The 22,362-nt window shown below is 63.9% G+C and carries 22 protein-coding genes and 1 pseudogene; 12 read left to right on the top strand and 11 right to left on the bottom strand.

The annotated features are described in order from the left end of the window. Positions 1 to 43: 43 nt before the first annotated feature. Complete coding sequence (locus FJ867_RS18335) at positions 44 to 1,024, bottom strand: extensin family protein (protein ID WP_224646967.1); 981 nt, start codon at positions 1,022 to 1,024, stop codon at positions 44 to 46. Positions 1,025 to 1,223: 199 nt separating this feature from the next. Further along, positions 1,224 to 1,649 (bottom strand): DUF3775 domain-containing protein, encoded by a 426-nt coding sequence (locus tag FJ867_RS18330; RefSeq protein WP_140524880.1) that lies wholly within the window; start codon positions 1,647 to 1,649, stop codon positions 1,224 to 1,226. 150 nt (positions 1,650 to 1,799) lie between these two features. Here FJ867_RS18330 and FJ867_RS18325 point away from each other — a divergent pair, with 150 nt between their 5' ends. Together FJ867_RS18325 and greA are read left to right on the top strand one after the other, a co-directional pair. Continuing rightward, complete coding sequence (locus FJ867_RS18325; RefSeq protein ID WP_140495965.1) at positions 1,800 to 2,333, top strand: tetratricopeptide repeat protein; 534 nt, start codon at positions 1,800 to 1,802, stop codon at positions 2,331 to 2,333. Positions 2,334 to 2,600: 267 nt separating this feature from the next. Continuing rightward, positions 2,601 to 3,074 (top strand): transcription elongation factor GreA, encoded by a 474-nt coding sequence (gene greA / locus FJ867_RS18320; protein WP_140818168.1) that lies wholly within the window; start codon positions 2,601 to 2,603, stop codon positions 3,072 to 3,074. Between the two features lie 221 nt (positions 3,075 to 3,295). On the opposite strand, the gene waaC is transcribed toward greA, so the two are convergent. The 3 genes from waaC to rfaD are packed head-to-tail and all read right to left on the bottom strand — an operon-like array spanning position 3,296 to position 6,212. After that, positions 3,296 to 4,285 carry a lipopolysaccharide heptosyltransferase I gene (waaC, locus tag FJ867_RS18315; protein ID WP_140666123.1) on the bottom strand — a complete coding sequence of 330 codons (990 nt, stop codon included), beginning with the start codon at positions 4,283 to 4,285 and terminating at the stop codon, positions 3,296 to 3,298. Continuing rightward, a complete protein-coding gene (waaF, locus tag FJ867_RS18310; protein WP_140666125.1) occupies positions 4,282 to 5,289 on the bottom strand; it encodes a lipopolysaccharide heptosyltransferase II in 1,008 nt (335 codons plus the stop codon). Before waaF ends, waaC begins: the two co-directional genes overlap by 4 nt. Next, on the bottom strand, positions 5,262 to 6,212 hold the full coding sequence (rfaD, locus tag FJ867_RS18305; protein WP_140524877.1) for an ADP-glyceromanno-heptose 6-epimerase: 951 nt from the start codon (positions 6,210 to 6,212) through the stop codon (positions 5,262 to 5,264). Before rfaD ends, waaF begins: the two co-directional genes overlap by 28 nt. A gap of 216 nt (positions 6,213 to 6,428) precedes the next feature. Here rfaD and FJ867_RS18300 point away from each other — a divergent pair, with 216 nt between their 5' ends. The 4 genes from FJ867_RS18300 (at position 6,429) to FJ867_RS18285 (ending at position 9,900) form a co-directional block, all read left to right on the top strand. Further along, a complete protein-coding gene (locus tag FJ867_RS18300; RefSeq protein WP_140524876.1) occupies positions 6,429 to 7,061 on the top strand; it encodes a LysE family translocator in 633 nt (210 codons plus the stop codon). Between the two features lie 122 nt (positions 7,062 to 7,183). Then, positions 7,184 to 8,677 carry a D-glycero-beta-D-manno-heptose-7-phosphate kinase gene (gene rfaE1, locus FJ867_RS18295; RefSeq protein ID WP_140818166.1) on the top strand — a complete coding sequence of 498 codons (1,494 nt, stop codon included), beginning with the start codon at positions 7,184 to 7,186 and terminating at the stop codon, positions 8,675 to 8,677. Between the two features lie 7 nt (positions 8,678 to 8,684). Then, positions 8,685 to 9,257 (top strand): SIS domain-containing protein, encoded by a 573-nt coding sequence (locus FJ867_RS18290; RefSeq protein ID WP_140818164.1) that lies wholly within the window; start codon positions 8,685 to 8,687, stop codon positions 9,255 to 9,257. After that, positions 9,250 to 9,900 carry an HAD family hydrolase gene (locus FJ867_RS18285; RefSeq protein ID WP_140818162.1) on the top strand — a complete coding sequence of 217 codons (651 nt, stop codon included), beginning with the start codon at positions 9,250 to 9,252 and terminating at the stop codon, positions 9,898 to 9,900. Before FJ867_RS18290 ends, FJ867_RS18285 begins: the two co-directional genes overlap by 8 nt. A gap of 15 nt (positions 9,901 to 9,915) precedes the next feature. Here the strand turns inward: FJ867_RS18285 and FJ867_RS18280 are convergent, their stop codons facing one another. Beyond that, complete coding sequence (locus FJ867_RS18280) at positions 9,916 to 10,710, bottom strand: glycosyltransferase family 2 protein (protein WP_140556025.1); 795 nt, start codon at positions 10,708 to 10,710, stop codon at positions 9,916 to 9,918. 173 nt (positions 10,711 to 10,883) lie between these two features. Beyond that, the gene (locus tag FJ867_RS18275) at positions 10,884 to 11,363 is read right to left on the bottom strand and encodes an Lrp/AsnC family transcriptional regulator (RefSeq protein WP_140495956.1); all 480 of its coding nucleotides are present in this window, start codon (positions 11,361 to 11,363) and stop codon (positions 10,884 to 10,886) included. Between the two features lie 250 nt (positions 11,364 to 11,613). On the opposite strand from FJ867_RS18275, the gene trxB reads away from it, so the two are divergent. Further along, entirely contained in the window at positions 11,614 to 12,588 is a 975-nt protein-coding gene (trxB, locus tag FJ867_RS18270; protein ID WP_140495955.1) for a thioredoxin-disulfide reductase, read from the top strand. Positions 12,589 to 12,677: 89 nt separating this feature from the next. After that, positions 12,678 to 13,574 (top strand): LysR family transcriptional regulator, encoded by an 897-nt coding sequence (locus tag FJ867_RS18265; protein ID WP_140495954.1) that lies wholly within the window; start codon positions 12,678 to 12,680, stop codon positions 13,572 to 13,574. Between the two features lie 21 nt (positions 13,575 to 13,595). Here the strand turns inward: FJ867_RS18265 and FJ867_RS18260 are convergent, their stop codons facing one another. Both FJ867_RS18260 and FJ867_RS18255 read right to left on the bottom strand, forming a co-directional pair. Continuing rightward, on the bottom strand, positions 13,596 to 14,093 hold the full coding sequence (locus FJ867_RS18260; protein WP_140556023.1) for an isoprenylcysteine carboxylmethyltransferase family protein: 498 nt from the start codon (positions 14,091 to 14,093) through the stop codon (positions 13,596 to 13,598). An 874-nt stretch (positions 14,094 to 14,967) separates the two neighbouring features. After that, positions 14,968 to 17,019, bottom strand: coding sequence for an elongation factor G (locus FJ867_RS18255; RefSeq protein WP_140624094.1), 2,052 nt, complete (start codon positions 17,017 to 17,019; stop codon positions 14,968 to 14,970). A gap of 325 nt (positions 17,020 to 17,344) precedes the next feature. On the opposite strand from FJ867_RS18255, the gene FJ867_RS18250 reads away from it, so the two are divergent. Further along, the gene (locus FJ867_RS18250) at positions 17,345 to 17,740 is read left to right on the top strand and encodes a cupin domain-containing protein (protein WP_140818160.1); all 396 of its coding nucleotides are present in this window, start codon (positions 17,345 to 17,347) and stop codon (positions 17,738 to 17,740) included. Positions 17,741 to 17,796: 56 nt separating this feature from the next. Here the strand turns inward: FJ867_RS18250 and FJ867_RS18245 are convergent, their stop codons facing one another. Then, a complete protein-coding gene (locus tag FJ867_RS18245; RefSeq protein WP_140516803.1) occupies positions 17,797 to 18,999 on the bottom strand; it encodes a pyridoxal phosphate-dependent aminotransferase in 1,203 nt (400 codons plus the stop codon). A gap of 216 nt (positions 19,000 to 19,215) precedes the next feature. On the opposite strand from FJ867_RS18245, the gene FJ867_RS18240 reads away from it, so the two are divergent. From FJ867_RS18240 to FJ867_RS18230, 3 genes are all read left to right on the top strand, one after another. Further along, complete coding sequence (locus FJ867_RS18240) at positions 19,216 to 20,106, top strand: EAL domain-containing protein (RefSeq protein WP_140818158.1); 891 nt, start codon at positions 19,216 to 19,218, stop codon at positions 20,104 to 20,106. Beyond that, positions 20,103 to 20,951 (top strand): EAL domain-containing protein, encoded by an 849-nt coding sequence (locus FJ867_RS18235; RefSeq protein ID WP_140631918.1) that lies wholly within the window; start codon positions 20,103 to 20,105, stop codon positions 20,949 to 20,951. The genes FJ867_RS18240 and FJ867_RS18235 overlap by 4 nt, the downstream gene beginning before the upstream one ends. Before the next feature lie 113 nt (positions 20,952 to 21,064). Beyond that, positions 21,065 to 21,673: a glutathione S-transferase family protein gene (locus FJ867_RS18230; protein ID WP_140818156.1), complete on the top strand. Its 609-nt coding sequence runs from the start codon at positions 21,065 to 21,067 to the stop codon at positions 21,671 to 21,673. A gap of 353 nt (positions 21,674 to 22,026) precedes the next feature. Here FJ867_RS18230 and FJ867_RS18220 read toward each other — a convergent pair. Further along, positions 22,027 to 22,226, bottom strand: a pseudogene (locus FJ867_RS18220) (hypothetical protein). Positions 22,227 to 22,362: the final 136 nt, after the last annotated feature.

Genomic DNA, 22,362 nt, shown 5'->3' with positions numbered 1-22,362 from the left:
TTCATGCCTGCGGCCGAATTGCGGCATCGCTTCTGAGCCGGCCCTACTGGCAGAAGGTACCGCCGTGGCGGCGCGGCTCGAGGTCGAGGTGCAAATGCAGCGAATGATCGGCATCGCTGCCCGGGCCCAGCACGGTCTTGAACGGCCCGCAGGCGGCCTTGCGCACCGCGTCGAGGAATTTGGCGTCCTTGTCCGGTGGCGCCGGGCCGACCTCGATCGTCCTGCCGTCCGCAAGTGTGAAGCTGGCAATATCGAGCGCATTGCCGAAGGCATGTTCGGACAGTTTGCGCGTGCCGTTGCGTGGCCGGCACACAAAGGCCGATGCCTGGCCGATCGATTTCAGGTCGGTGCCGAATTCGGCTTTCGCCGCCGGCTGGATGACGTTGCCGGCAAAGCGTGCCGCCGCCTCGGCCATTGCGCAATTGAGCTCGGCGCCCGGGGCAATGGCGATCGACTTGCCAAGGCTCTTCAGCACCAGGGGATAGGGGATCGAACAGCCGATATCGCGATCGCTTTCAGCCTTGTGCTCCTCGAATTCGACACCGAGACCCCTCAGCCGCTCGCGGCAGGCGACTTCCTCGGCAGGCATTTTCGCGTCTGGCAGGTCAGCCGAACGCGGATCGGGAAGCATCTCCTTTTTGTCCGCGTCCGCCGGCTTTGGCGGCGGTGGCGGGGCGAGGGCCGGCGGCTCAACCTCCGGTTCCGCAGTCTCAGGCCTTTGTGTCGGCGTCGGCGCCACGGCTGGCGGCTCCGGTTCGCCTTTCGCATCGGCTGGCGGCTCGGGCCGGGCTTGTTGCTTCCGAGGGGATCCTTCCTCCTGAAACCGGTCGGATGTTGCGGCTGGATTTTGCGTGTTCGGTTCTGTCGCCTCTGGCGCGTCAGCGGGGCGCGGTTCAGGCACTGGGACATCCGCACGTACCGGCTTCGGATTTTGCGTCCTCTGCCGTGCCGGCTTCGGCTTGCGATGCCTTTCGCCGCGCGGCTTCAGCGGCCGGTCAACCCGCGGCGTCAGTGGCTGTTCCACCCGTGGTGAAAGCGGCTCGTGATGCCTGTGACGATGCCTGGCATCGGCCGGCGTCACCAGCAGTGCTGTCACGACCATGACCAATGCAATCCTGTATTTTCGGGAAAAGCTCAGTGTTGCCATCGCCTCGAAACGGTGCCGGGATGCTCGAAGTTGCCTGGAAGGCGCTTAGGCCCGATCACAATCGATTACCGGCGCGTTACGCACCGATCGCTTCCAGCCCTTCCTCCAGCCAATCGGCGAGCAACGGCAAGCCGAGCAGGTATTTGGCCGTGTGCTTGTTGGCGCGCTCGCGCGCGGCGGCGACGGCGTCGGCCCATTCCGAGGCATCGTAGTCGCCACGGCCGACCCAAGCGAGCGCGACGAGCTCGGCCGCCTCGTCGACATTGAGGTCGTTGATCAGCTCGCGCAGTTCCTCTTCGGTCAGGTTTTCCGAGCTTTCCTCGGCGAGTCCGTCATGATGATGATTGTCACGGGTGTTTCCATCGAACTCGATTTCGTGTTCGGCGCCGTCGGCATAGTCTTCATTGATCGCGGCGCTCAACGCCTTGCATTTGAGGATGAACAGCCGCACGGTGTCGGGCCCGATCGTCAAATCCCAGTTCTTTTCAAGCCGTCGCTGCACTGGCGGTCTCCGCTGGCTCAGCTTTCATCGCCGCCGATGATAGCGGATTTCGAGCATCCGTCACCTCATGTTAGCCCCTTGCTTTTTTCCGGGATGAAACCGCCGACACGCTGCGTTAGTGTTGCATTCTCACCCCTCCAGGAGGCTCCGATGCATAAAAGAGTGCTGATCCAGGCGGCGAGCGCGCTTCTCGCTCTGCAGTTCCTTGCCGTTCCGGTGTTTGCCGCAGGCAGCGGTGACGACACCAGTACGACCACCAAATGCAAGAAAGGCATGGTCTGGGACAAGAAGAAGAACAAGTGCGTCGCACCCCAGGAAGGCATGCTGGACGACGACAGCATCTATGATGCCGGGCATGACCTGGCGATGGCCGGCCGCTATGACGAGGCGATCGCCGTGCTCAGCCTCGCCGCCAACAAGCAGGACCCGCGCATCCTCAACTATCTCGGCTATTCGCACCGCCATTCCGGCCGCGTCGCCGTTGGCCTCGGCTATTACGAGGAAGCGCTGCGCATCGATCCCAACTACACGCTGGTGCGCGAATATCTCGGCGAAGCCCATCTCCAGATCGGCGACCTGGCCGGCGCCCAGCAACAGCTGATGGAGATCGAAAAGCGAACCGGCAAGGGTTCACGCGAATACGGCATGCTGGCCGAACAGATCGACCATTTCATGAGGAGCTGACCCCCTCAATGCCTTTTCGAACCGGCCGCGAGCAATCACGGCCGGTTTTTTGTTGCCATGCCGGCTCCTGCGACGGCGCGCGCGAAAACGGTGATGATTTCTTCAGAAACCGATTTTTGGGCGTGAAAAGCCCGCAAAGATTGCTATATTCAGGGAAATTGCGGTGAACGGTTCCGTTAGCCCGAGGCTGCCGGACCGTTTTCTTTTTGCACCATCGATAAGGCTTTCCCCGAAATGCGGGGGTGGCGGCAGGAAAGGTCAGGTATCATGAACAAGGTCCCGATGACAGGCGAGGGGTTCGCGTCATTGAAGGAAGAACTGCGCTGGCGCCAGCAGGAGGAGCGGCCGCGCATCATCGAGGCGATCTCCGAAGCGCGCTCGCACGGCGACCTATCCGAAAATGCCGAATACCATGCCGCCAAAGAGGCGCAGAGCCTCAATGAGGGCCGTGTCAACGAGCTCGAGGATCTCATCGCCCGGGCCGAAGTCATCGATGTCACCAAGCTCAGCGGCGAGAAGGTCAAGTTCGGCGCCACCGTGGTGCTGGTCGACGAGGACACCGAGGAGAAGAAGACCTACCAGATCGTCGGCGATCAGGAGGCGGACGTGAAGTCCGGCCGCATCTCGATCTCCTCGCCGATCGCGCGGGCGCTCATCGGCAAGGAAGTCGGCGACGCCATCGAGGTCAACGCGCCGGGTGGTGCAAGGGGATACGAGATCGTCCAGGTGCAGTTTATCTAAGGGGTTCGAGGGGCGCTGATCTGCGCGTTTTTAGCCAAGGTTGGCGCCGCCCCTCATCCGCCTGCCGGCACCTTCTCCCCGTATAGTGACGGGGAGAAGACGGCTGAACGCGAAGTCGGCGTCTATTCTGCAAACGCTTAAAATTGGCGCAGTCATCGGTGAAGGTGTCCTTCTCCCCGGCAGGGCGATGAGGGGCAGCGCCAGCTTTCCGATTGAATAGATCAGTTCTTGCCAGCGCCGGCCTGACCATGCGTCTGGTGCTCCAGCAGCCTCTCAGCCTCAGCCACCACCCTCGCGGGCGACACTCGCTCACCGGGCGCGGCCTGCAGCGTCGATGCATAGGGGCCGCGCGGACCGGTCAAACCCGGCTCCGTGGCCAAAAACACCGCGACCGTCGGCAGGCCGAAGGCGCTGGCGAGATGCGTGAGCCCCGTATCGGCGCCGATTACCAGCCTCGAGCTGCCCAGGATCGCCGCGATGTCGGCCAATGGTGATTTTGGCACGATGCTCGTCGATGGAACTGCCCGGGCGATCGCTTCAGCCACCGCCTGTTCGCGCTCGTCCGACCAGGTCGTGACCGGCGTCATGCCGCGCTCAACCAGCAGGCGGCCGGTTTCGATCCAGTCTTCAACAGGCCACTTCTTGTCCTCGCGGCTGGTGCCGTGCAGCAGGAAGGCCGTGTTGCCGGCTATGCCGGTCAGATTGCCGGGCGGCGGCACAATGCCCGAATCCAGTATCGAAAGATCGGGCCGGTAACCCAACGCCTGCCCGAAAAGCCGTCGCGTCCGCTCGATGGCGTGCAGGTTGCGGGGGACGGCGTGGCCGACGTCGTAAAGCAGCGTTGCCGAAGGCTCGCGCGCGCTTGAGCGGTCGAAGCCGGCGATCGGCGCCTTCGCCTGCCTGGCCACCAGCGCCGATTTCAACAGGCCTTGCGCATCGATGACCAGATCATAGCGGCACGCACGCAAGGCGTGTCGCAAGGCGGTCGCCTCGCGCCAGGTGGCCTTGTCGAAGAGATGTTTTCGCCAACGCCGGATGGCGACCGTGTGGATGGTTCCGACTGCGGGGTGCAGCGCGACGATGCCGGCGAAAGCCTCCTCGACGCACCAGTCGAAAGCAATATCGGGCCGTGCGCGGCGCGCATCCTGGAGCGCCGGAAATGTGTGGATGACGTCGCCCATCGACGATGTCTTGACGATCAGCACCTTCATGCGGCGGCCGGGATGTCCAGCAGGCGGTCCGCCGCCGCCATGACCCGTGCGACCTCGAGCGTCTTCAGGCAATTGAGGTGGCCGAGCGGACAGATCTTGCGGTGGCAAGGCGAGCAGGACAGGCCGAGCCAGACCAGTTCGCGCCGTTCGGCCAGCGGCGGCGTATTCTGTGGCGAGGTCGAACCATAGACGGCGACAACCGGCGTGCCGACCGCCGCCGCAACATGCATCAGCCCGCTGTCGTTGGAGACCGCCAGCCCGGCGGCCGCGATCAGGTCGATGGCGTCCTCCAGCCGCGTCTGGCCGGCCAGGTCGACCACGCCAGGAGCGAGGGCTGCGATCTCCGCGGTCACGTCGCGGTCGTTCTTCGACCCGAACAGCGCGACCTTGAACCTTCTGGCCATGAACTCCCGGGCAAGCCCGGCATAGTGTTCGCTCGGCCAGCGCTTGGCCGGGCCGAACTCGGCACCTGGCATCAGCGCCACGAATTTCTGCGGCCCCAGGCCGAAACGGTCGAGCAGGGTGGCCTGGTTATTGGCGTCCACCGTCAGATGAGGTGCCCGAAAATCGCCACCCTGTGCAAGGCCGAAATAGGCCTGCGCCGTGCGCCGTTTCACGGCCTCCGGCAGCGGAACGATGTCGGTCAACAGGCCGTAGCGCATTTCCCTGAGATGGCCGAAACGCCGCGGAATGCGGGCAAAGAACGGGATCAGCGCCGACTTCCAACTGCCCGGCAAGATATAGGCGCTGTCGTAACGGCCGCGCAGCAGACGGCCGAAGCGGCGCCGATGTGCGAATTCGAGCGCGCCGGGTTTCAGCGGGAAATCGATCTGCTGGCGGACCTCAGGCATACGCTTGACCAAAGGGGCCGCCCAGGCCGGCGCCAGCACGTCGATGGCTGCATTTGGATGAAGCTCCTTCAGCGCCGAGAACAGGCACTGCGCCATCACCATATCGCCCACCCAGCGTGGGCCGATCACGAGGATCGCTGGGCTTTCAGCCATTCGACATAGTCTCTGACGCCGGTTTCGACGCTGCGGAATTGCCCATTGTAACCGGCGGCGCGCAGACGCGACATATCAGCTTGCGTGAAGCTCTGGTAGCTGCCCTTGAGGTGGTCGGGAAAGGGGATGTACTCGATCTCGCCCTTGCCCAGCGCGTCGATGACGGTTTCGGCAATGGCGCGGAAGGGTTGCGCCCGGCCGGTGCCGCAGTTGAAGATGCCGCTCGCGCCGCGCTTCCACAGCCACAGATTGACATCGGCGACGTCGCCGACATGGATGAAGTCGCGGCTCTGCTCGCCGGGGCCAAAGCCGTCATGGGCGCCGAACAGCTTTGGATTCTCGCCACGCCCGACCTGGTTGAACAGATGAAAGGCGACCGAGGCCATGGCGTCCTTGTGCGCCTCGCGCGGCCCATAGACGTTGAAGTAGCGCAGGCCCGCGACCTGCGAATGATCGGTATCGAAGACATTGCGCCTGACATAGTCATCGAACAGCTTTTTTGAATAGGCGTAGACGTTGAGCGGCCGCTCAAGCTCCGCGTCCTCGCGGAACTCGGAGCCGCCGCCATAGACCGATGCCGAGGAGGCGTAGAGGAAGGGCACGCGCAGCGCCAGGCAGGCATGCAGCAGCCGCTTCGAATAGGCGTAGTTCACCTCCATCATGAACTTGCCGTTCCATTCGGTGGTGGTCGAGCAGGCGCCCTGATGGAAGACGGCCTCGATGCGGCCGAGCCCGCCGTCCTCGAGGCGGGCCAGGAAATCGTCCTTGTCGAGATAGTCGGCGATCCGCAAGTCAGCAAGGTTGGCGATCTTGTGGCCATCGCTCAGGTCGTCGACGACCAAAATGTCGTCGTGGCCCTCCGAATTGAGCGCGGCGACGATGTTGGAGCCGATCATGCCGGCGCCGCCCGTGACGATGATCATGAACGCCTCTGGTTGCTCGCGATTCCGGTCCTTATAAGGGAGGCTTGCGAAGCTGTCGACAAAGCAGCGTTGCCGGGCGGCACTGGGATCCGCAAGAACAATCGAGGGGTGGACCCGTCCGCGATTGCCCTGCGCGGGGCAGCGCGCCACAGTGGCGCCGCAAAGCTGCCGCTTCAGTCGGCTCGCGCCGCCGGGCGCGATCATGAGGGACCAGGAATGCCGTCGACAGAGCTGCTCGTCGCGTTTTTCGCCACCACGGCGATCTTCGCCTATATTCCAGGCCCGGCCATGCTCTATGCCGCCGCGCAGACGATGGCGCGCGGCCGCTGGTCCGGCCTGACTGCGGCGCTCGGCATTCATCTGGGCGGCTATGTTCACGTCTTTGCCGCTGCCGCCGGCCTGTCCGTGCTTTTCCACGCCGTGCCGCCGCTCTACATGGCGGTCAAGCTCGTCGGCGCGCTCTACCTAATCTGGCTCGGTGTGGCGCTGTTCCGCAAACGCGCGGAAGGCGACATGGCACTGCCGGCGATCGAGCGGAAATCGGCTTGCCGCGCCTTTTTCGAGAGCATCGCCGTCGAGGTGCTCAATCCGAAGACCGCGATCTTCTTCATGGCCTTCCTGCCCCAGTTCATCGATGCCTCTGCCGCATTCCCGGTCTGGCTGCAATTCGTCGTGCTGGGCACGACAGTCAACCTGATGTTCTCCTCGGCCGATATCGTCTGCGTGTTCCTGGCTGGTGCCGTGATCGGCAGGCTGCGCCGCTCCAGCAGCGCCCAGCGCATGATGCAGCGAGCCGGCGGCGCGGTGCTGGTCGGGCTTGGCGTCCATGTCGCCTTGCAGAAGAGTTGACGAGGCCAGCCGGCGTTGCGCTGGCTCGAATTGCGGTATATCGGCATCGCCATGAACGACCGATCCCGGCCAATTTGTCCTCCATGCATCTTCAAAACCGGTTTTTGCGCGTTGCCAGTGACATGACCAAGCACGACCCACTTTCCCCCGAGCCCTTGCACCGCGCCATCGCGCACTTCGGCCAGGCCACCGTGCTGGTGGTCGGCGATCTCATCCTTGACCGGTTCGTCAACGGCATCATCGAGCGGATTTCGCCTGAAGCGCCGATCCCGGTGCTCCATGGGCGCGGCGAGAGCCTGGCGATGGGCGGCGCCGGCAATGTCGTGGCCAACATCATCTCGCTCGGCGCCGCCGCCATTCCGGTCTCGGTGATCGGCTCTGATACGGCAGGCGACAGCCTGGTGCGCATGCTCGGCGAGCTTGGCGCCGACACGACAGGCCTGGCGCGGGAGCGCGGCCGCATGACGTCGTCCAAGAGCCGCTTCAGCGCGCTCAACCAGCAGGTGCTGCGCTTCGACGAGGAAGAGATCAAGCCGCTCGGCGCGGCGGAGCGCGCGGCGCTGGTCCGGCATTTCCGCGCCGCGCTGGCGCACGCCGACATCGTCATCCTGTCGGATTACGGCAAGGGCATCCTGCTCGACGGCGTCGCCGGCGAATTGATCGCGATCTGCCGCGAGGCGGGAAAGCCGGTGCTGGTCGATCCGAAGGGCCGGGATTATGCACGCTATGCCGGCGCGACCGCCATCACGCCCAACCGCAAGGAACTCGGCGAAGCGGTCGAACGGCCGGTGTTCAGCGATGACGAGATCGTGGCCGCGGCGCGCGAGCTGCTTGCGGCGCATGGCTTCGACTTCGTCGTCGCCACGCGCAGCGAAAAGGGCATGAGCGTCGTCGGTCCGACGGAGGCGCGCCACATCGCCACGCAGGCGCGCGAAGTGTTCGATGTGTCGGGCGCCGGCGATACGGTGATCGCGACCTTCGCGCTGGCGCTTGCCGCCGGCGCCGATCCGGCCGCGGCCGCCTCGATCGCCAATGCAGCCGGCGGCGTTGTGGTGGGCAAGCGAGGCACGGCGCGGCTGACGGTCGAGGAACTCAACGGCGCGCTGTTTCGATCGCACGGTCCGAGCGTCCACAGGGATGCCATCCTCGACGCCAAATCGGCCGCACGGCTGGTGTCGGCGTGGAAGGAGGAGGGCCTCAGCGTCGGCTTCACCAATGGCTGTTTCGACATCCTGCATGCCGGCCATGTCAGCCTGCTGCACGCGGCGCGCAGCCAGTGCGACCGGCTGGTGCTCGGCCTCAACAGCGACGCTTCGGTGCGCCGGCTGAAGGGGCCGGAACGGCCTGTCAACGACCAGCACGACCGCGCCTGCGTGTTGGCGGCACTCGCGTCTGTCGACGCGGTGGTGGTCTTCGACGAGGACACGCCGCTGGCGCTGATCGAGGCGCTTCTGCCCGACATACTGGTCAAGGGCGCCGACTACACTGTCGACACCGTGGTCGGCTCGGACGTGGTGCAGAAAGCCGGCGGGCGCGTGGTCCTGGTCGATCTCGTCGCCGGCAAGAGCACGACCGGCACCATCGGCAGGTTGCGCTCGGCCGGTAATAAGAATTGAGGGTTTCATGTCCGAACTGAACGATTACCTGGTCCGCTCGGCGGCCGCGATCACGGCGCTGGTCGAGCGCGATCTCACAGGCGCGATGGAACGTGCGGCGAGCGCGATCGTCGCCGCCCTTTCGTCGGGCAAGGCGCTGCTGATCTGCGGCAATGGCGGTTCGGCCAGCGATGCCATTCACATCGCCGGCGAACTGGTCGGCCGCTTTCTCAAGGAGCGCAAGGGCTACAATGTCATCGCGCTGCCGGCCAATGCCGCGGTGCTGACCGCCTGGGGCAATGATTACGGCTTCGACACCGTTTTTTCGCGCCAGGTCGAGGCGCATGGCGCGGCCGGCGGCGTGCTTCTGGCGATCTCGACCAGCGGCAATTCGCCGAGCATCCTGGCGGCCGCCGAACAGGCGCGGGCCATGAGCATGACGGTGATCAGCCTGACGGGCGACACAGGCGGCAAGCTTGCGCCGCTCACCGACATCCTGCTCAACGTGCCCTCGACCTCGACGCCGATCATCCAGCAGGGGCATCTGTGCCTCTACCATCACCTGTGCGAGGTGGTGGAAGCGCGCCTCAGCAATGGCTGACAAGGCGCCGCACCCGCTGGCCGAGCCGGGCCTGTGGGTGGAGCGGATCGGCGGCAGGGTTTTTCCCGCCGGCCAGCCGGCGCTGTTCCTCGATCGCGACGGCACCATCAATGTCGATACCGACTACCCCAGCGATCCGGCCGAGATCGAGCTCCGGCCGCAGATGTTGCCGGCGATCGCCGCCGCCAACAATGCCGGCATCCCGGTCGTGGTGGTGACCAACCAGTCCGGCATCGCGCGCGGCTATTTCGGTTGGAGTGCCTTCGCCGATGTGAACCGCCGCGTGCTCGACCTGTTGCGCGATCAGGGCGTTGTCGTGGACATGGTGCTGGCCTGCGCCTACCACGAGGCTGGCGTGGGGCCGCTGGGCATATCGGATCACCCGATGCGCAAACCCAATCCCGGCATGCTCTTCGAGGCGGCGAGACGCCTCGATCTCGATCTCCGGCGGTCCGTGATCGTCGGCGACAAGCTGGCCGACATGGAGGCAGGCCTGAGCGCCGGCCTGCCGCAGGGCTGGCTCGTCGGCGGCGAGGCGCAGCTTCGCTCCGGCTTCGTCATCAGGCCCTTGCGGGACAGCAGCGACCTCGACGGTCTCATCGCCGCCATAGGGCGGCTCGATGGCCGGGATAAGCGGTCTTGATCCGGGCCTGACCGCTCACGCCGGTTCGCTGCCTTGCGAGGCCTCATACAGTTTGGCCTCGGTGGCGAAGGAATAGATCATCACCGACATCGAATAGACGAAGCCGTGCCGGCCGCACAGGAAGTAGCGCTTGGCCAGATAGAATTTCAGGAAGTTGCCGAGCGGCGAAAGCACCAGCCGCACCAGGCCCGGCTTCTTGCCTTTCTCGACCAGGGTGGCCGCCTTGAGGCTGGAATAGGCATTTGCCCGGGCCAGATCCTCCTCGACCGATATTTCGCGGCGATGCAGCAGCACGCCGCTTTCGATCGTGCTGGTCTCGCCGGAAACGCCGAAGGATTCATGGACCCGCGCGGTCACGTCCATGGTCGCACCTTCCCGGCGGAAAAGCCGCAACAGCCTGTTGTGCAGCACCCAGCGATGGGCATAGCCGTAGCCCTTCAGCCAGTCGCGGCGGCGGATGTACCATCCGCTGATGCCGGCATTCGCCGTCTCGACCGCCGCCACGATCGACTGCCGCAGCCGGTCGTCGACGCGTTCGTCCGGGTCGATCGAAAGACACCAGGGCTGCGTGGCGTGGTCGAGCGCGAATTGCCGCTGATGCGGAAAACCCGGCCAGCCATTGTGCAGCAGCTTTATCGGATAGCCCTCAGCGACAAACTGCCGAACGATGTCCAACGTGGCGTCGGTGGAGCCTGAATCGACGATGACGATCTCGGCGCAAAAATCGATGCTTTCGAGGCACGGGCCGATCATATCGGCCTCGTTCATGCAGATGATGAGCGCCGAAATCGGGCTTGCAAACCTGGTCATGGTCCCTTCCACGGCGGATTGTCCTTGGAACTTACGCTGCTTGGGCAAGGAAACCAATCAGGCGCCAAATCGCACAGGACGATCCGGCTGCCTGCGCCTGTCCGTTATCAACGCGGCGGCGATGTGGCGAAATTCCGGAATTCGCTTTGGCCGGGCGCCGCAATCGATCGGCGTCACGGCCGCTCGAACGAGACCAACCCTTCATCCTTGACCCGGCGGATGGTGAGGGCTGTGCGCACCGTGTCGACGTTCGGCGTGGAGGTCAGTTCCTCGATGACAAAGGTCTGGAAGGCGCCGAGGTCGCTTGCCACGCAGTGCAGGAGGAAATCGGATTCGCCCGACACCATCCAGGCATCGCGTACGACCGGCCAGCCGCGCGTGCGCTCAGCGAAGATGCGAAGCTCGGCATCGGCCTGATGGTGCAGGCCGACTAGGCAGAAGGCGACCACGTCGAGACCGAGCGCCGGCGCGTTGAGCAGCGCCCGATAGCCGCGAATGATGCCGGCTTCCTCCAGTCGCTTGACGCGGCGCAGGCAAGGCGGTGCCGAAATGCCGACGCGGTTCGACAGTTCGACATTGGTCATGCGCCCATCTGCCTGCAATTCGCGAAGGATCTTCCAGTCGATTGCGTCGAGGTCGGCCTTGAGCGGCATTTCGGGGCTTTCGATGGTTACGGGTGGCGAAAGAATCTTGCGGGATTTTGTAATTAAACGACTTTGCTGTCCACGCCATCCCCCACGCGGAAATCCACGCAGCACCAGAGCGGTTCGCCCGGTGCGACAAAGCTTTCCGGGGACGAGCGCCAACTTGCCTTGCTGGCGTCGTGGGCAACACTTACATTACGCGCGACATCGACGAGTTTTCCATGCCGCAAACGCCGGCAGCCCTCCGCAGAGGCTTTTCATGACCACCAAGCACGCGCCTGTCCTCATCATCGGTTCCGGCCCGGCCGGTTATACCGCGGCGATCTATGCCGCCCGCGCCATGCTGAAGCCGATGCTGGTCGCCGGCCTGCAGCAGGGGGGCCAGCTGATGATCACCACCGACGTCGAGAACTATCCCGGTTTCGGCGAACCCATCCAGGGTCCGTGGCTGATGAGCGAGATGCTCAGGCAGGCAGAACATGTCGGCACCGACATCATCGCCGACATCATCACCGAGGTCGATCTCAACGTGCGGCCGTTCCGCGCAACGGGCGATTCCGGCACCGTCTACACGGCCGATGCCCTGATCATCGCCACCGGCGCGCAGGCCAAATGGCTTGGCATTCCGACCGAACAGACGTTCATGGGCTTCGGCGTATCGGCTTGCGCCACATGCGACGGCTTCTTCTACCGCGGCAAGGATGTCGCGGTGGTCGGCGGCGGCAATTCGGCGGTGGAAGAAGCACTCTATCTGTCGAACCTCGCCAAGAGCGTGACGGTCATCCACAGGCGCTCGGACTTCCGCGCCGAACGCATCCTGCGCGAGCGGCTCTTGAAGAAGGACAATGTCCGCGTCATCTGGGACACGGTTGTCGACGAGATCACCGGCCGTCCGGGCAAGACGCCACTGCCGCCTTCGGTCGAAGGGTTGAAGCTGCGCAACGTGGTGACGGGTGTCGAGACGCAGCTCGAGGTCGACGGCGTGTTCGTCGCGATCGGCCATGCGCCGGCGGTCGAGCTGTTCGTCGGCAAGCTGAAGCAGAAGCCGAACGGCTATCTGTGGACGGCGCCGGATTCGACCCGCACCGACGTGCCCGGCGTGTTCGCCGCCGGCGACGTGACCGACGATATCTATCGCCAGGCGGTGACTGCGGCGGGGCTGGGCTGCATGGCGGCGCTCGAGGCGGAGAAGTACCTGGCCGGCATCGAGGTGCATCGCGAGGCGGCCGAATAGCGGTTCGCAAACTGTTGAAAGAACGGCTTAGAAACGCCGTGTAAAAGCCTGATTTTTCATTCAGACGCCAAACAGGAACGAGGGGAATCATGGCGTTGGACTGGGACAAGCTACGCGTGTTTCACGCTGCGGCGGAAGCAGGGTCGTTTACACATGCGGCCGAGACGCTGCACCTGTCGCAATCGGCGATTTCGCGCCAGGTCAGCGCGCTCGAGCATGATGTCGGCGTGCCGCTGTTCAACCGCCACGCCCGCGGCCTGGTGCTGACCGAACAGGGCGAGATGCTGTTCCGCACGGCGCATGACGTGCTGATGAAGCTCGAGACCATCAAATCGCGGCTGACCGAGACCAAGGACCGCCCCTCCGGCGTGCTCAGGGTCACGACCACGGTCGGGCTCGGCGCCGGCTGGCTGACCGAACGCGTGCAGGAGTTCATCGAGCTCTATCCTGAAATCAGCCTGCAGCTGATCCTCGCCAACGAGGAGCTCGACCTGACCATGCGCCAGGCCGATTGCGCCATCCGGCTGCGCCAGCCGCAGCAGCCGGACCTTATCCAGCGCCGCCTGTTCACGGTGCATTTCCACCTCTATGCTTCGCCAGGCTATATCGCCAAGCATGGCAGGCCGGCTTCGGTGGCCGAGCTCAAGGCGCATCGCATCGTCACTTTCGGCGTGCCGGTGCCGGCGCATCTGTCGGAGCTGAACTGGCTGGAGACGGTCGGCGATTTCGAGGGCGGCCAGCGCGTGCCGACGCTGCAGATCAACGATATATTGTCGATCAAGCGCGCGGTCCAGGGCGGCGCCGGCATCGCCATGCTGCCCGACTATGTCATCTCCAAGGATTCCGGCCTGGTGCAGCTCCTGCCGGAAACGGAGGTGCCTTCCTTCGACACCTATTTCGCCTACCCCGACGCGATGAAGAACCAGGCGAAGCTGCACGTGTTTCGCGACTTCATCATCGCCAAGGCGCGGAGCTGGTCGTATTGACCCCGGAGATCGCGCAGACTCTCACCTCCGCCAGCGCGTCAGGCGGGGCAGCCAGGCGGGCACGTTGCGGCGGTAGGTTTCGTATTCATCGCCATAGCGGCGTGCGAGCGTCGGCTCCTCGTACAGCTTGACGAAGGTGGCCATGGCCGCGGCTGCCATGGCGGCGTAGGCGACAAGCGTCCAGCTTGAAAACAGCAGTGCCTGGCCGATGATGATCGACAGCACCGCCACATACATCGGATTGCGGACATGGCGGTAGAGCCCGCCGACCACCAGTCTCTCGGTCGGAGCGACCGGAGCAGGCGTGCCGAGGCCTTCAAGCGCAAAGCAGGCGAATGCATGCAGCAGCGCCGCCACGGCGACCGCGATGAGGATCCAGCCAAGAGGGGCAAGACCCGGCAGGCTCGACCATGGCCGGTCCCAGCGATCCGTCAGCAGCCACGGCACGAGGCCGGCGACGATACAGGGTGCCGCGATGAAGAACGCAGCACTGCCGGCGATCGCCGAAAAGGTCCGCATTGCTTGTCTCCCGCCTGAAGCATGTCACGCCCAAACCGATTCCCGCGACGCGCTCACGTCTTTGTTGTTCACGTCGCTGCCGAACCGAGCACACTTTGCGCGACATGCATTAGTTGCCTCGGAAATAAACGCCTGCTGCCTCATTCCACGCCATTGCGCATTTTTGACATTTCGGGATGAAAACCGAGCGTGATTCGCGATTCCGCCGTGACAATTGTCTCATTGCGGGTTCCGCTTCGGTGATTCTGCTGGTCCTATTGGGTCCAGAAATGGCTTAGACCACAGCCTGCGTCTTTTTGCATGCGTGTGTTGCAAAATAGATGCTTGTTTCTTGGGCATGATGAGCACATATATAGTTCATCTCCTGGGCGCGTTCTCCTCCCATTAGCGCCCTCGAGTGTTCCCCTCTGGAGGTTAGCCTTAACAGGCACTTCCAATCAAACTCAGCCGGATCTTCATTGATCCGGCTTTTTTGTTGCCCGGAGGCTGCCGGAAGGGCGGGAAAATCCACCGAAATAGCCACGTAACAGTGACATGTAACCTCTGGTAACATGTCAAAGGCGTTCGGCTCCTGCTAAGCAGACCATAGGACGCGGTGTGGTCGGACGGGAGATGGGGGCATCACTCGGACGATCCGGGCTCAGGCGGCTACCGCGTCCGAACCTTCTTCCGCCGAAGCGGCGACTTCAAGATGCGGCGGACCTGCCGTTTCTCCTCCCAAGAAAACGGTCCGCAAACAAAACGGCGTCCGGCCCCCCCGGGCGTCGTTTTTTGTTTGCGCCCCCTCGAACAAGGTTCGAGAGGGCACTCACCCAAATCTTTGTGGATGTCGATGTCCCAAAGCCGAGATCACTTTAGACGACATGCATCAGAATCAGGCTGCCTTGCCGTTGGCATTCATCGCTTCGTCGGCGAGCCGGCCGGTGAGTTCGGCCATGTGGTCGAAGACGGCGCGGTAGCTGGCGACGCCTGAGGTGGCCGAGCGCAGCTCGATGATCAGATCGCCGATCTCGGATTGCGGCATGGTCGCCTCGACGACATCCCATCCTGGCCAGCCGGGTCGCGCGTCGTAGCCGAGGATCTGACCGCGCCGCTGCGGGATTAGCGCGATGATCTTCGAGGTCGCATCGGAGGGCGTCACGATCTCGACCTTCATCACTGGCTCCAGGAGCACGGGCGAACAGCCCGCCATGCCTTCCTTCATGGCAAGCTTGGCCGCCATCTGGAAGGCCATGTCGGAGGAATCGACCGCGTGGTAGGAGCCGTCCGACAGGTTGACGGCGACGTCGACGACGGGAAAGCCGAGCGGGCCCGACTTCAGGTAATCGCGTATGCCGCTTTCGACCGACTGGATGTAGGTCTTGGGCACCACGCCGCCGGTGATGGTATCGGTGAACTGGAAACCTGCGCCGCGCGGCAGCGGCTTTATCTCGATCACCACATCGCCGAACTGGCCGTGGCCGCCGGACTGCTTCTTGTGGCGGCCGCGCTGCTGCGCCGATTTGCGGATAGTCTCGCGGTAGGGCACCGCCGGCGGATGGCCTTCGACCGGAATCTGGTTCTTGCCCTCGAGCCGTTCGCGTACGACGCGCAGGTGCATTTCTCCATGGCCCGACAGCACGGTCTCGGCCGAGTCCTGGTTATGATGCAGGCTGAGCGAGGGATCTTCTTCGGCCAGCCGTTGGATGGCGGCCGACATCTTCACCTCGTCCTTGCGCTCCTTCGGCCGCAAGGCGAAAGCGAAGACAGGCTGCGGCGGCTCGAACTGGAGCAGCGGCTTCATGCCGCCCTTGGCCGAGGTCAGCGTCTGGCCGGTCTTGACCGCGTCCAGCTTGCCGAGCGCGACCGTGTCGCCGGTCTTCGCCGCGGTGAGCTTCGACTGGTCCTTGCCAAGCATCCTGTAGATGCCGGACACCTTTGCCATGTCGCCGCCGGGCAGCCAGAGCTCGGAGCCATCGGCGACCTGTCCCGAAAGGATGCGCGACACCGACAATTTGCCTCCATGCGGTGTATGGATGGTCTTCATCACCTGAACCACGGTCGCGTTGCCTTCGGGGGCGCCGAGCCGTTTGCGGGTCGCGTCGATGTCGGGCGCATCATGGCGGATCGCCTTCAGGAGACGCAGCACGCCATTGCCTTTCTCTGCGGTGCCGATCAGCACCGGCGTGACGGCTCCGTCGCGCAGATCCGCGGCAAGATCGTCGAAGACCGCGTCCTTGGGCGGCTCGATCTCCTCGAGCAGCTGTTCCATCAACTGGTCGTCATGGTCGGCCAGCCGTTCCAGCATCGAAAAACGGGCTTCCAGCTCACGCGCCTTTTCGTCGCCGGGTATCTGGGCCACCTCGCTCTCGGCATATTCGCGGTAGATGTAGGCGCGTTCCAGCGCCAGGTCGATCGAGCCAATGACGACGCCGTCCTTGCGCAGCGGTATCTGGCGCAGAAGCAACGGCACCGCACTTGCCGGCTGCAGCATCTTCAACGTGTCGCGCACGCCGGCAATCGCCTTGTCGACCTTGTTGAGAAACAGGATGCGCGGCACGCCGAGATCGTCGAGCTTGCGCATGATGAGCTGGAGGGCGGGGATCTTCTTCTCGTCGGCCTCGGCGACGACCACCGCGAGGTCGCAGGCGGCCAGCACCGGTTCGGCCTCGAAGGAGAATTCGATCGATCCGGGACAGTCGACGAAGGTGAACTGCTCGCCCATGAATTCCGTGGTGGCGAAGGTCGCCTCGACGCTCATGGCGTGCGCGCGCGCCTCGGGCGAATGATCTGAAACGGTGTTTCCCGAGGAAACCGGGTTCTGGCGGGGAATGGTGCCCGTGCGGGCCAATATGGCTTCGAGAAGTGTCGTCTTACCGCTTGCGAAGGGACCGACTATGGCAATGCATTTCGGTCCCGTGCGTCGTCCTCCGGCGCGATTACCCATGACTGACCTCCACTCAGGCGTTTCCCTGGAGACCGACTGGCATTCATGGTTCAGGCCAAGGTCAGTCGGTCCTGAGCGGCGGCCGGCCTGTTCGACCGTCGCGGGCGGGCTTGTCTTCAACCGGCCCAAAGGTATCGTCCCACTTGTTTGCCGGCAGGGCAAGGAAAATAGGTAGCCTCAAGGGCCGAGCGCGCGGTGCGGTTGCCGCTGATTTGCAAGCCGAACAGACCGGTTGCGTCGACGGCCATATCGGCCGAAACTAGGGTCTCGAAAGAAGAGCGGCGTCGCCGCCGCCCGCATCGCCACCAGTTCCAGGGATCGAACGATGAAGATCATTGCTTGCGGCAGCACGCCGACCGTCATCGCGCCGGAAAAGTACTTCGCCGGCCGGGTGCTGCAGACGCCGATCATCGAGAAGGAGGCTCCGGCACGGCTGCGGGCGACATTGGTCAGCTTCGAGCCGGGCGCGCGGACTCACTGGCACACGCATCCGCTTGGCCAGACGCTGTACGTCACGTCGGGCGCCGGCCTCGCCCAGACCTGGGGCGGTCTCATCCAGGAGATCAGGGCAGGGGACGTCATCTCGTTCGCGCCAGGCGAAAAGCACTGGCATGGCGCCGGGCCGAAAACGGCCATGACGCATATAGCCATGCAGGAAGCGCTCGAGGGCGTGCATGCCGACTGGCTGGAAGCGGTGACGCCGGCCCAATATGGCGGCTGAGTACCGTGTCGAGCCGATCTAAAAACCCGGCGTTTGGCCGGGTTTTGTTTTCACGATCAGGTCAGTGATGCCGTAAAGCGCTGGATGCGCGTGCACGCCTCCTCCAGCAGCGTCTCCGACGTGGCGTAGGAGATGCGGAAGTTCGGACCGAGGCCGAAGGCCGAACCGAATACCACCGCCACGCCCTCGGCCTCGAGCAGCTCCGAGCAGAAGGCCTCGTCAGTGTCGATCACCTTGCCGGCCTTGGTCTTCTTGCCGATCAGCTGGGCGCAGGACGGATAGACGTAGAAGGCGCCTTCCGGCGACGGACAAGAGATGCCGCGCGCCTGGTTGAGCATCGAGACGACGAGATCGCGGCGCCCCTGGAAGATCGCCTTGTTCTTGGCGATGAAGTCCTGCGGGCCGTTCAGCGCTTCGACCGAGGCCCATTGCGCGATGGTGCAGGCGCCCGACGTCTGCTGGCCCTGGATCATGTCCATCGCCTTGATCAGCTGGACGGGACCCGCGGCGTAGCCAATGCGCCAGCCGGTCATGGCATAGGCTTTCGACACGCCGTTCATGGTCAGCGTGCGCTCATAGAGCTTCGGCTCGACCTCGGCGATGGTCTTGAAGACGAAGTCGCCGTAGGTCAGATGCTCGTACATGTCGTCGGTCAGCGTCCAAACATGCGGATGCCTGAGCAGCACGTCGGCGAGCGACCGAAGCTCGGCCTCGGTGTAGGCGGCGCCCGACGGGTTCGACGGCGAGTTCATCAGCAGCCACTTTGTGCGCGGCGTGATGGCCTTTTCCAGCACAGCGGCAGTGAGCTTGAAGCCATTGTCGATCGAAGTGTCGGCGAACACCGAGGTGCCGCCGCAGATCGCCACCATCTCGGGATAGCTGACCCAATAGGGGCGTGGGATGATGACCTCGTCGCCGGGATTCAGCGTCGCCATGAAGGCGTTGAACAGGATCTGCTTGCCGCCAGTGCCGACGATGGTCTGCTCCGGCTTGTAGTCGAGATTGTTCTCGCGCTTGAATTTCTTCGCGATCGCTTCGCGCAGCGGCGCGATGCCCGACACCGGCGGATATTTGGTCTCACCACGGCGGATGGCCTCGATCGCCGCATTCTTGATGTTGTCGGGCGTATCGAAATCCGGTTCGCCGGCACCCAAGCCAATGACGTCGCGGCCGGCATTTTTCAGCTCGCGGGCTTTCTGCGTCACCGCGATGGTGGCGGAAGGCTTCACGCGGGAAAGGGTGTCGGCAAGGAAGGCCATGACCTTTTTTCTCTCCAGAAAGGATCAGCGCGGCCAGGAGCGGCCGCGGCGCTTCTCATGTCGCATCATTCCCGTGAGTGCAAGCATTGTCGGCTGGGCCAGTGCCGCAAGGAGGTCAATGAGCCGTGATCGGCAACAGAAAGTTCATTAACGGGCGGTAGAGGCTTGCGTGGCAGGATCGTAACCCAATTGCGCCAGTTCGCGGAGCGAGGAACCTTGTCGCGCAGCATCGGGCTTGCCCATATCATCCGTCATGATGACGGCACCTCGTCAGGTGTCTGGGGCATTTATACGTTGCAAAGCGCCTTCCAGCCGATCTTCGCCTTCAGGGAAGGCAAGCTGTCGGTTGCCGCCTTCGAGGGCTTGATCCGGCCGTTCCGCGACGGCGAGCCGCAATCGCCAATGAGCTTCTTCAGCACCTGCCCGGCCGCCGACCGGCTTCATGTCGAGGCGCTGACCAGGACGCTGCATCTGCTGAATGCCGGCGCCTGCCTGCCGCAGGAAGCGTCGATCTTCGTCAATTTCGATCCGTCGGTGTTCACCGAGCGCGCCGTTGCCGACAATGCCTTGCGCGAAATGCGCCTGGTGCTGCACGAGACCGGCATCGATCCGGGCCGTGTCGTGTGCGAGGTGACCGAGCAGCGTCCAGCCTCGCAGGAGACCCTGCACGGTTTCGTCGCGGCGTTGAAGGGCAACGGCTTTCGCATTGCCGTCGATGACTATGGCGCCGACGATTCCGACATCAACCGCATCAAGGAGTTGAAACCCGACATCGTCAAGTTCGATGCCCACTGGATCACGCAGTTGATGGAGTCCGGCGCCGGCTTCGCGCTGCTGACGTCCATGGTGAAAAGCTTCGAGGCACAAGGCATCCGCACCGTGTTCGAGGGCATCGAGGAAGGCTGGCAGCTGGAGCTGGCCGAGAAATCCGGGGCTTCGATGGTCCAGGGTTTCGTGCTGGCACGGCCGGAACTGGCGCCGACCAGCTTCCGCGTCTTCGGCGAGGACGGGCCATCGCCTGCCGCCGACAGTGCATCTTCCGTCCCGGCAGCCGCGCCGCATACCGCGCGGGCGGCGAAAGCCTTTGGGCGCAGGGGCACACGATGAGGCCCGAGCGGCGGCGCGATGTTGGCGATGCGATCTTCATGGACGAGGTCGGTATCGAATATGGCGTTTATGGCGACTTCCGCCTGCGCAGCGCCTACCAGCCGATCTTCGCGCCGCGCGGCCGCTTCCTGCACGCAATCGCCGTCGAGGGCTTGATCGAGCCGCATCGCGCCGGCCGGCCGGGCGCCGCACGGGCGTTCTTCGAAGGCGTCGCGGCCCAGGACCGGCTGTTCGTCGAAACCATGTGCCGGGTGCTGCATCTCAGGAATTTCCGCAACATCGGCGTCGATGGGCTCGATCTGTTCTTCAACTACAATCCATTGGTCAACGCCCGTCGGGGCCGGGCCTTGGCCGAAATCCGGCTGATGAGCAGGCATCTCGGCGAGCTCGGCCTGGCCCCCGGCATGCTGGTCTGCGAAATCACCGAACAGGCGGCCGACGACACGCTGCTGGCCAGGCTGGTACGCGAGATGCGCCGCGACGGCATCCGCATCGCCATCGACGACTTCGGCACCGGCCACTCGACCGAGGAGCGGGTCAGCCTGCTCAAGCCCGATATCGTCAAGATCGACGGTGGCTGGTTCGCGCAATTCTGCCGCCACGCCGCCGCCGAGCGGTTCTTCCGCCCGCTGGTCTCCAGCCTGCACGACCGCGGCGCCAAGGTCCTGGTCGAGGGCATCGAACAGCCCACCCATCTGCGCGTCGCGCTCGATGGCGGCGTCGACCTGCTGCAAGGTTTTCTACTCGCCCGGCCGGCGCTGGCCGGGGTGATCTTCGACGAGCGACCGCTCGCCATCGACGCGCTGCTGGGCAGGGACAGCAAGGTGGTGCCGCTGTTCGGGTAGCGCCGTGTGCTACACATCAGCGGCGCTGATCGTCGCGCCAAAACTAATCATTGGTGAGGACGGCGCGGCTACGATAATCGCGTCTGCACATGGCAGCGCTCGGGGGACCAGCGATGATACTTTACAGCATGATCGACAGCGGCAACTGCTACAAGCCGCGCCTGCTGATGGCCAAGCTCGGCCTCCCTTTCACCACTGTCGAGGTGAGTTCGCACACGGGCGATACGCGAAAAGCGGATTTCGTCGCCAAGAATCCGAACGCCATGGTGCCGCTGCTGGAGCTCGACGACGGAAGGCGGATCGCTGAATCCAACGCCATCCTGCTCTACCTCGCGGAGGGCACGCGCTTCCTGCCCGCGGACAAATATGAGCGCGGGCTCGCCTATCAATGGCTGTTCTTCGAACAGTACAGCCACGAGCCCTATATCGCCGTGCGCAAGGCGCTGCTGACCTTTCCCGAAAGGGTCAAGGATGCGACGCCGGAGCGGCTGGCGGTGACACTGGAGCGCGGCAACAAGGCGCTCGGCGTCATGAATAAATACCTGGAGAACAACGCGTTCTTCGCCGGAAGCGCCTACAGCGTCGCCGACATCGCGCTCTACGCTTATACGCATACGGCGGAGCAGGGCGGCTTCCAGCTCGACGCCTACCCGGCGGTGGCTGCGTGGCTGAAACGAGTGGAAGCGGATCCGGGGCATGTGCCGATGGAGTGGGTAGGGTAGCTTTATCCTCAACCTCGTCGCCGCCTCGCGGCTCTTTGGGGGCGGGGCACGCGTCAACAGGCGCGAGGCCCGGCCGCCCATCGTCCGGGAAGCTGCGCGGGAGCTATTTCAACAGATGGTCGTAGTCGGCATAGGGTGCCGATCCAGAACCAGATCACATCTTCATTGTTGCGTATGGCAACAGCCGGTAGTTTCGTCGACCCGCGCCGACCAATAGCAACCGACCTGCTTGAAATGTAAGGAGGGATGAAAAGGATCGGAACGCAGTATGACAAAACGCCTGTCCGCCTTTGCTCCGATCGACGATGACAGTTTTTCATAAGCCTTCCAGAATGATGGAGAGGCGACGTGGTTCACAGAGGCCGAGTCCGGCCGGCGCAATGGTCAGCCAATGCCTGTTCGGCAAGCTTGTCCAATCGCCCCGCCCTCACGTCGGCTCGATCTGCCGATCCCACAGGTCCGCCTGGAGCGCCCCGAACCATGCGGCAAACGCCTTCAGCTCCTCGGGGCTCAGTTCGGTGATGGACTTTTCCATTTGCTCAAGCTTGGTCATGGCCGGATAATACCACTCTAATGGTACCACAGGTGGGACTCTAGGCTCGGCTCTACATGCCTGGAATCCAGGCAAATAAAAAGGCGGGACAATGCCCGCCTTCCCATTTCGGTAGCCTGATCGGGAGCGTCCGGTC

This window comes from Mesorhizobium sp. B2-5-3 (assembly GCF_006441005.1).
In the GTDB taxonomy this organism is placed as follows: domain Bacteria; phylum Pseudomonadota; class Alphaproteobacteria; order Rhizobiales; family Rhizobiaceae; genus Mesorhizobium.
The sequence above is the reverse complement of the archived record's forward strand: the minus strand, read 5'-3'. Positions and strand labels throughout refer to the sequence as shown.

What these genes read in the sequence shown, in the direction of transcription:
- FJ867_RS18325 (WP_140495965.1), top strand. Translation starts at nt 1,800, where the DNA reads ATGCATAAAAGAGTGCTGATCCAGGCGGCGAGCGCGCTTCTCGCTCTG.
- greA (WP_140818168.1), top strand. Translation starts at nt 2,601, where the DNA reads ATGAACAAGGTCCCGATGACAGGCGAGGGGTTCGCGTCATTGAAGGAA.
- waaC (WP_140666123.1), bottom strand. Translation starts at nt 4,285, where the DNA reads ATGAAGGTGCTGATCGTCAAGACATCGTCGATGGGCGACGTCATCCAC.
- waaF (WP_140666125.1), bottom strand. Translation starts at nt 5,289, where the DNA reads ATGGCTGAAAGCCCAGCGATCCTCGTGATCGGCCCACGCTGGGTGGGC.
- rfaD (WP_140524877.1), bottom strand. Translation starts at nt 6,212, where the DNA reads ATGATCATCGTCACGGGCGGCGCCGGCATGATCGGCTCCAACATCGTC.
- FJ867_RS18300 (WP_140524876.1), top strand. Translation starts at nt 6,429, where the DNA reads ATGCCGTCGACAGAGCTGCTCGTCGCGTTTTTCGCCACCACGGCGATC.
- rfaE1 (WP_140818166.1), top strand. Translation starts at nt 7,184, where the DNA reads ATGACCAAGCACGACCCACTTTCCCCCGAGCCCTTGCACCGCGCCATC.
- FJ867_RS18290 (WP_140818164.1), top strand. Translation starts at nt 8,685, where the DNA reads ATGTCCGAACTGAACGATTACCTGGTCCGCTCGGCGGCCGCGATCACG.
- FJ867_RS18285 (WP_140818162.1), top strand. Translation starts at nt 9,250, where the DNA reads ATGGCTGACAAGGCGCCGCACCCGCTGGCCGAGCCGGGCCTGTGGGTG.
- FJ867_RS18280 (WP_140556025.1), bottom strand. Translation starts at nt 10,710, where the DNA reads ATGACCAGGTTTGCAAGCCCGATTTCGGCGCTCATCATCTGCATGAAC.
- FJ867_RS18275 (WP_140495956.1), bottom strand. Translation starts at nt 11,363, where the DNA reads ATGCCGCTCAAGGCCGACCTCGACGCAATCGACTGGAAGATCCTTCGC.
- trxB (WP_140495955.1), top strand. Translation starts at nt 11,614, where the DNA reads ATGACCACCAAGCACGCGCCTGTCCTCATCATCGGTTCCGGCCCGGCC.
- FJ867_RS18265 (WP_140495954.1), top strand. Translation starts at nt 12,678, where the DNA reads ATGGCGTTGGACTGGGACAAGCTACGCGTGTTTCACGCTGCGGCGGAA.
- FJ867_RS18260 (WP_140556023.1), bottom strand. Translation starts at nt 14,093, where the DNA reads ATGCGGACCTTTTCGGCGATCGCCGGCAGTGCTGCGTTCTTCATCGCG.
- FJ867_RS18255 (WP_140624094.1), bottom strand. Translation starts at nt 17,019, where the DNA reads ATGGGTAATCGCGCCGGAGGACGACGCACGGGACCGAAATGCATTGCC.
- FJ867_RS18250 (WP_140818160.1), top strand. Translation starts at nt 17,345, where the DNA reads ATGAAGATCATTGCTTGCGGCAGCACGCCGACCGTCATCGCGCCGGAA.
- FJ867_RS18245 (WP_140516803.1), bottom strand. Translation starts at nt 18,999, where the DNA reads ATGGCCTTCCTTGCCGACACCCTTTCCCGCGTGAAGCCTTCCGCCACC.
- FJ867_RS18235 (WP_140631918.1), top strand. Translation starts at nt 20,103, where the DNA reads ATGAGGCCCGAGCGGCGGCGCGATGTTGGCGATGCGATCTTCATGGAC.
- FJ867_RS18230 (WP_140818156.1), top strand. Translation starts at nt 21,065, where the DNA reads ATGATACTTTACAGCATGATCGACAGCGGCAACTGCTACAAGCCGCGC.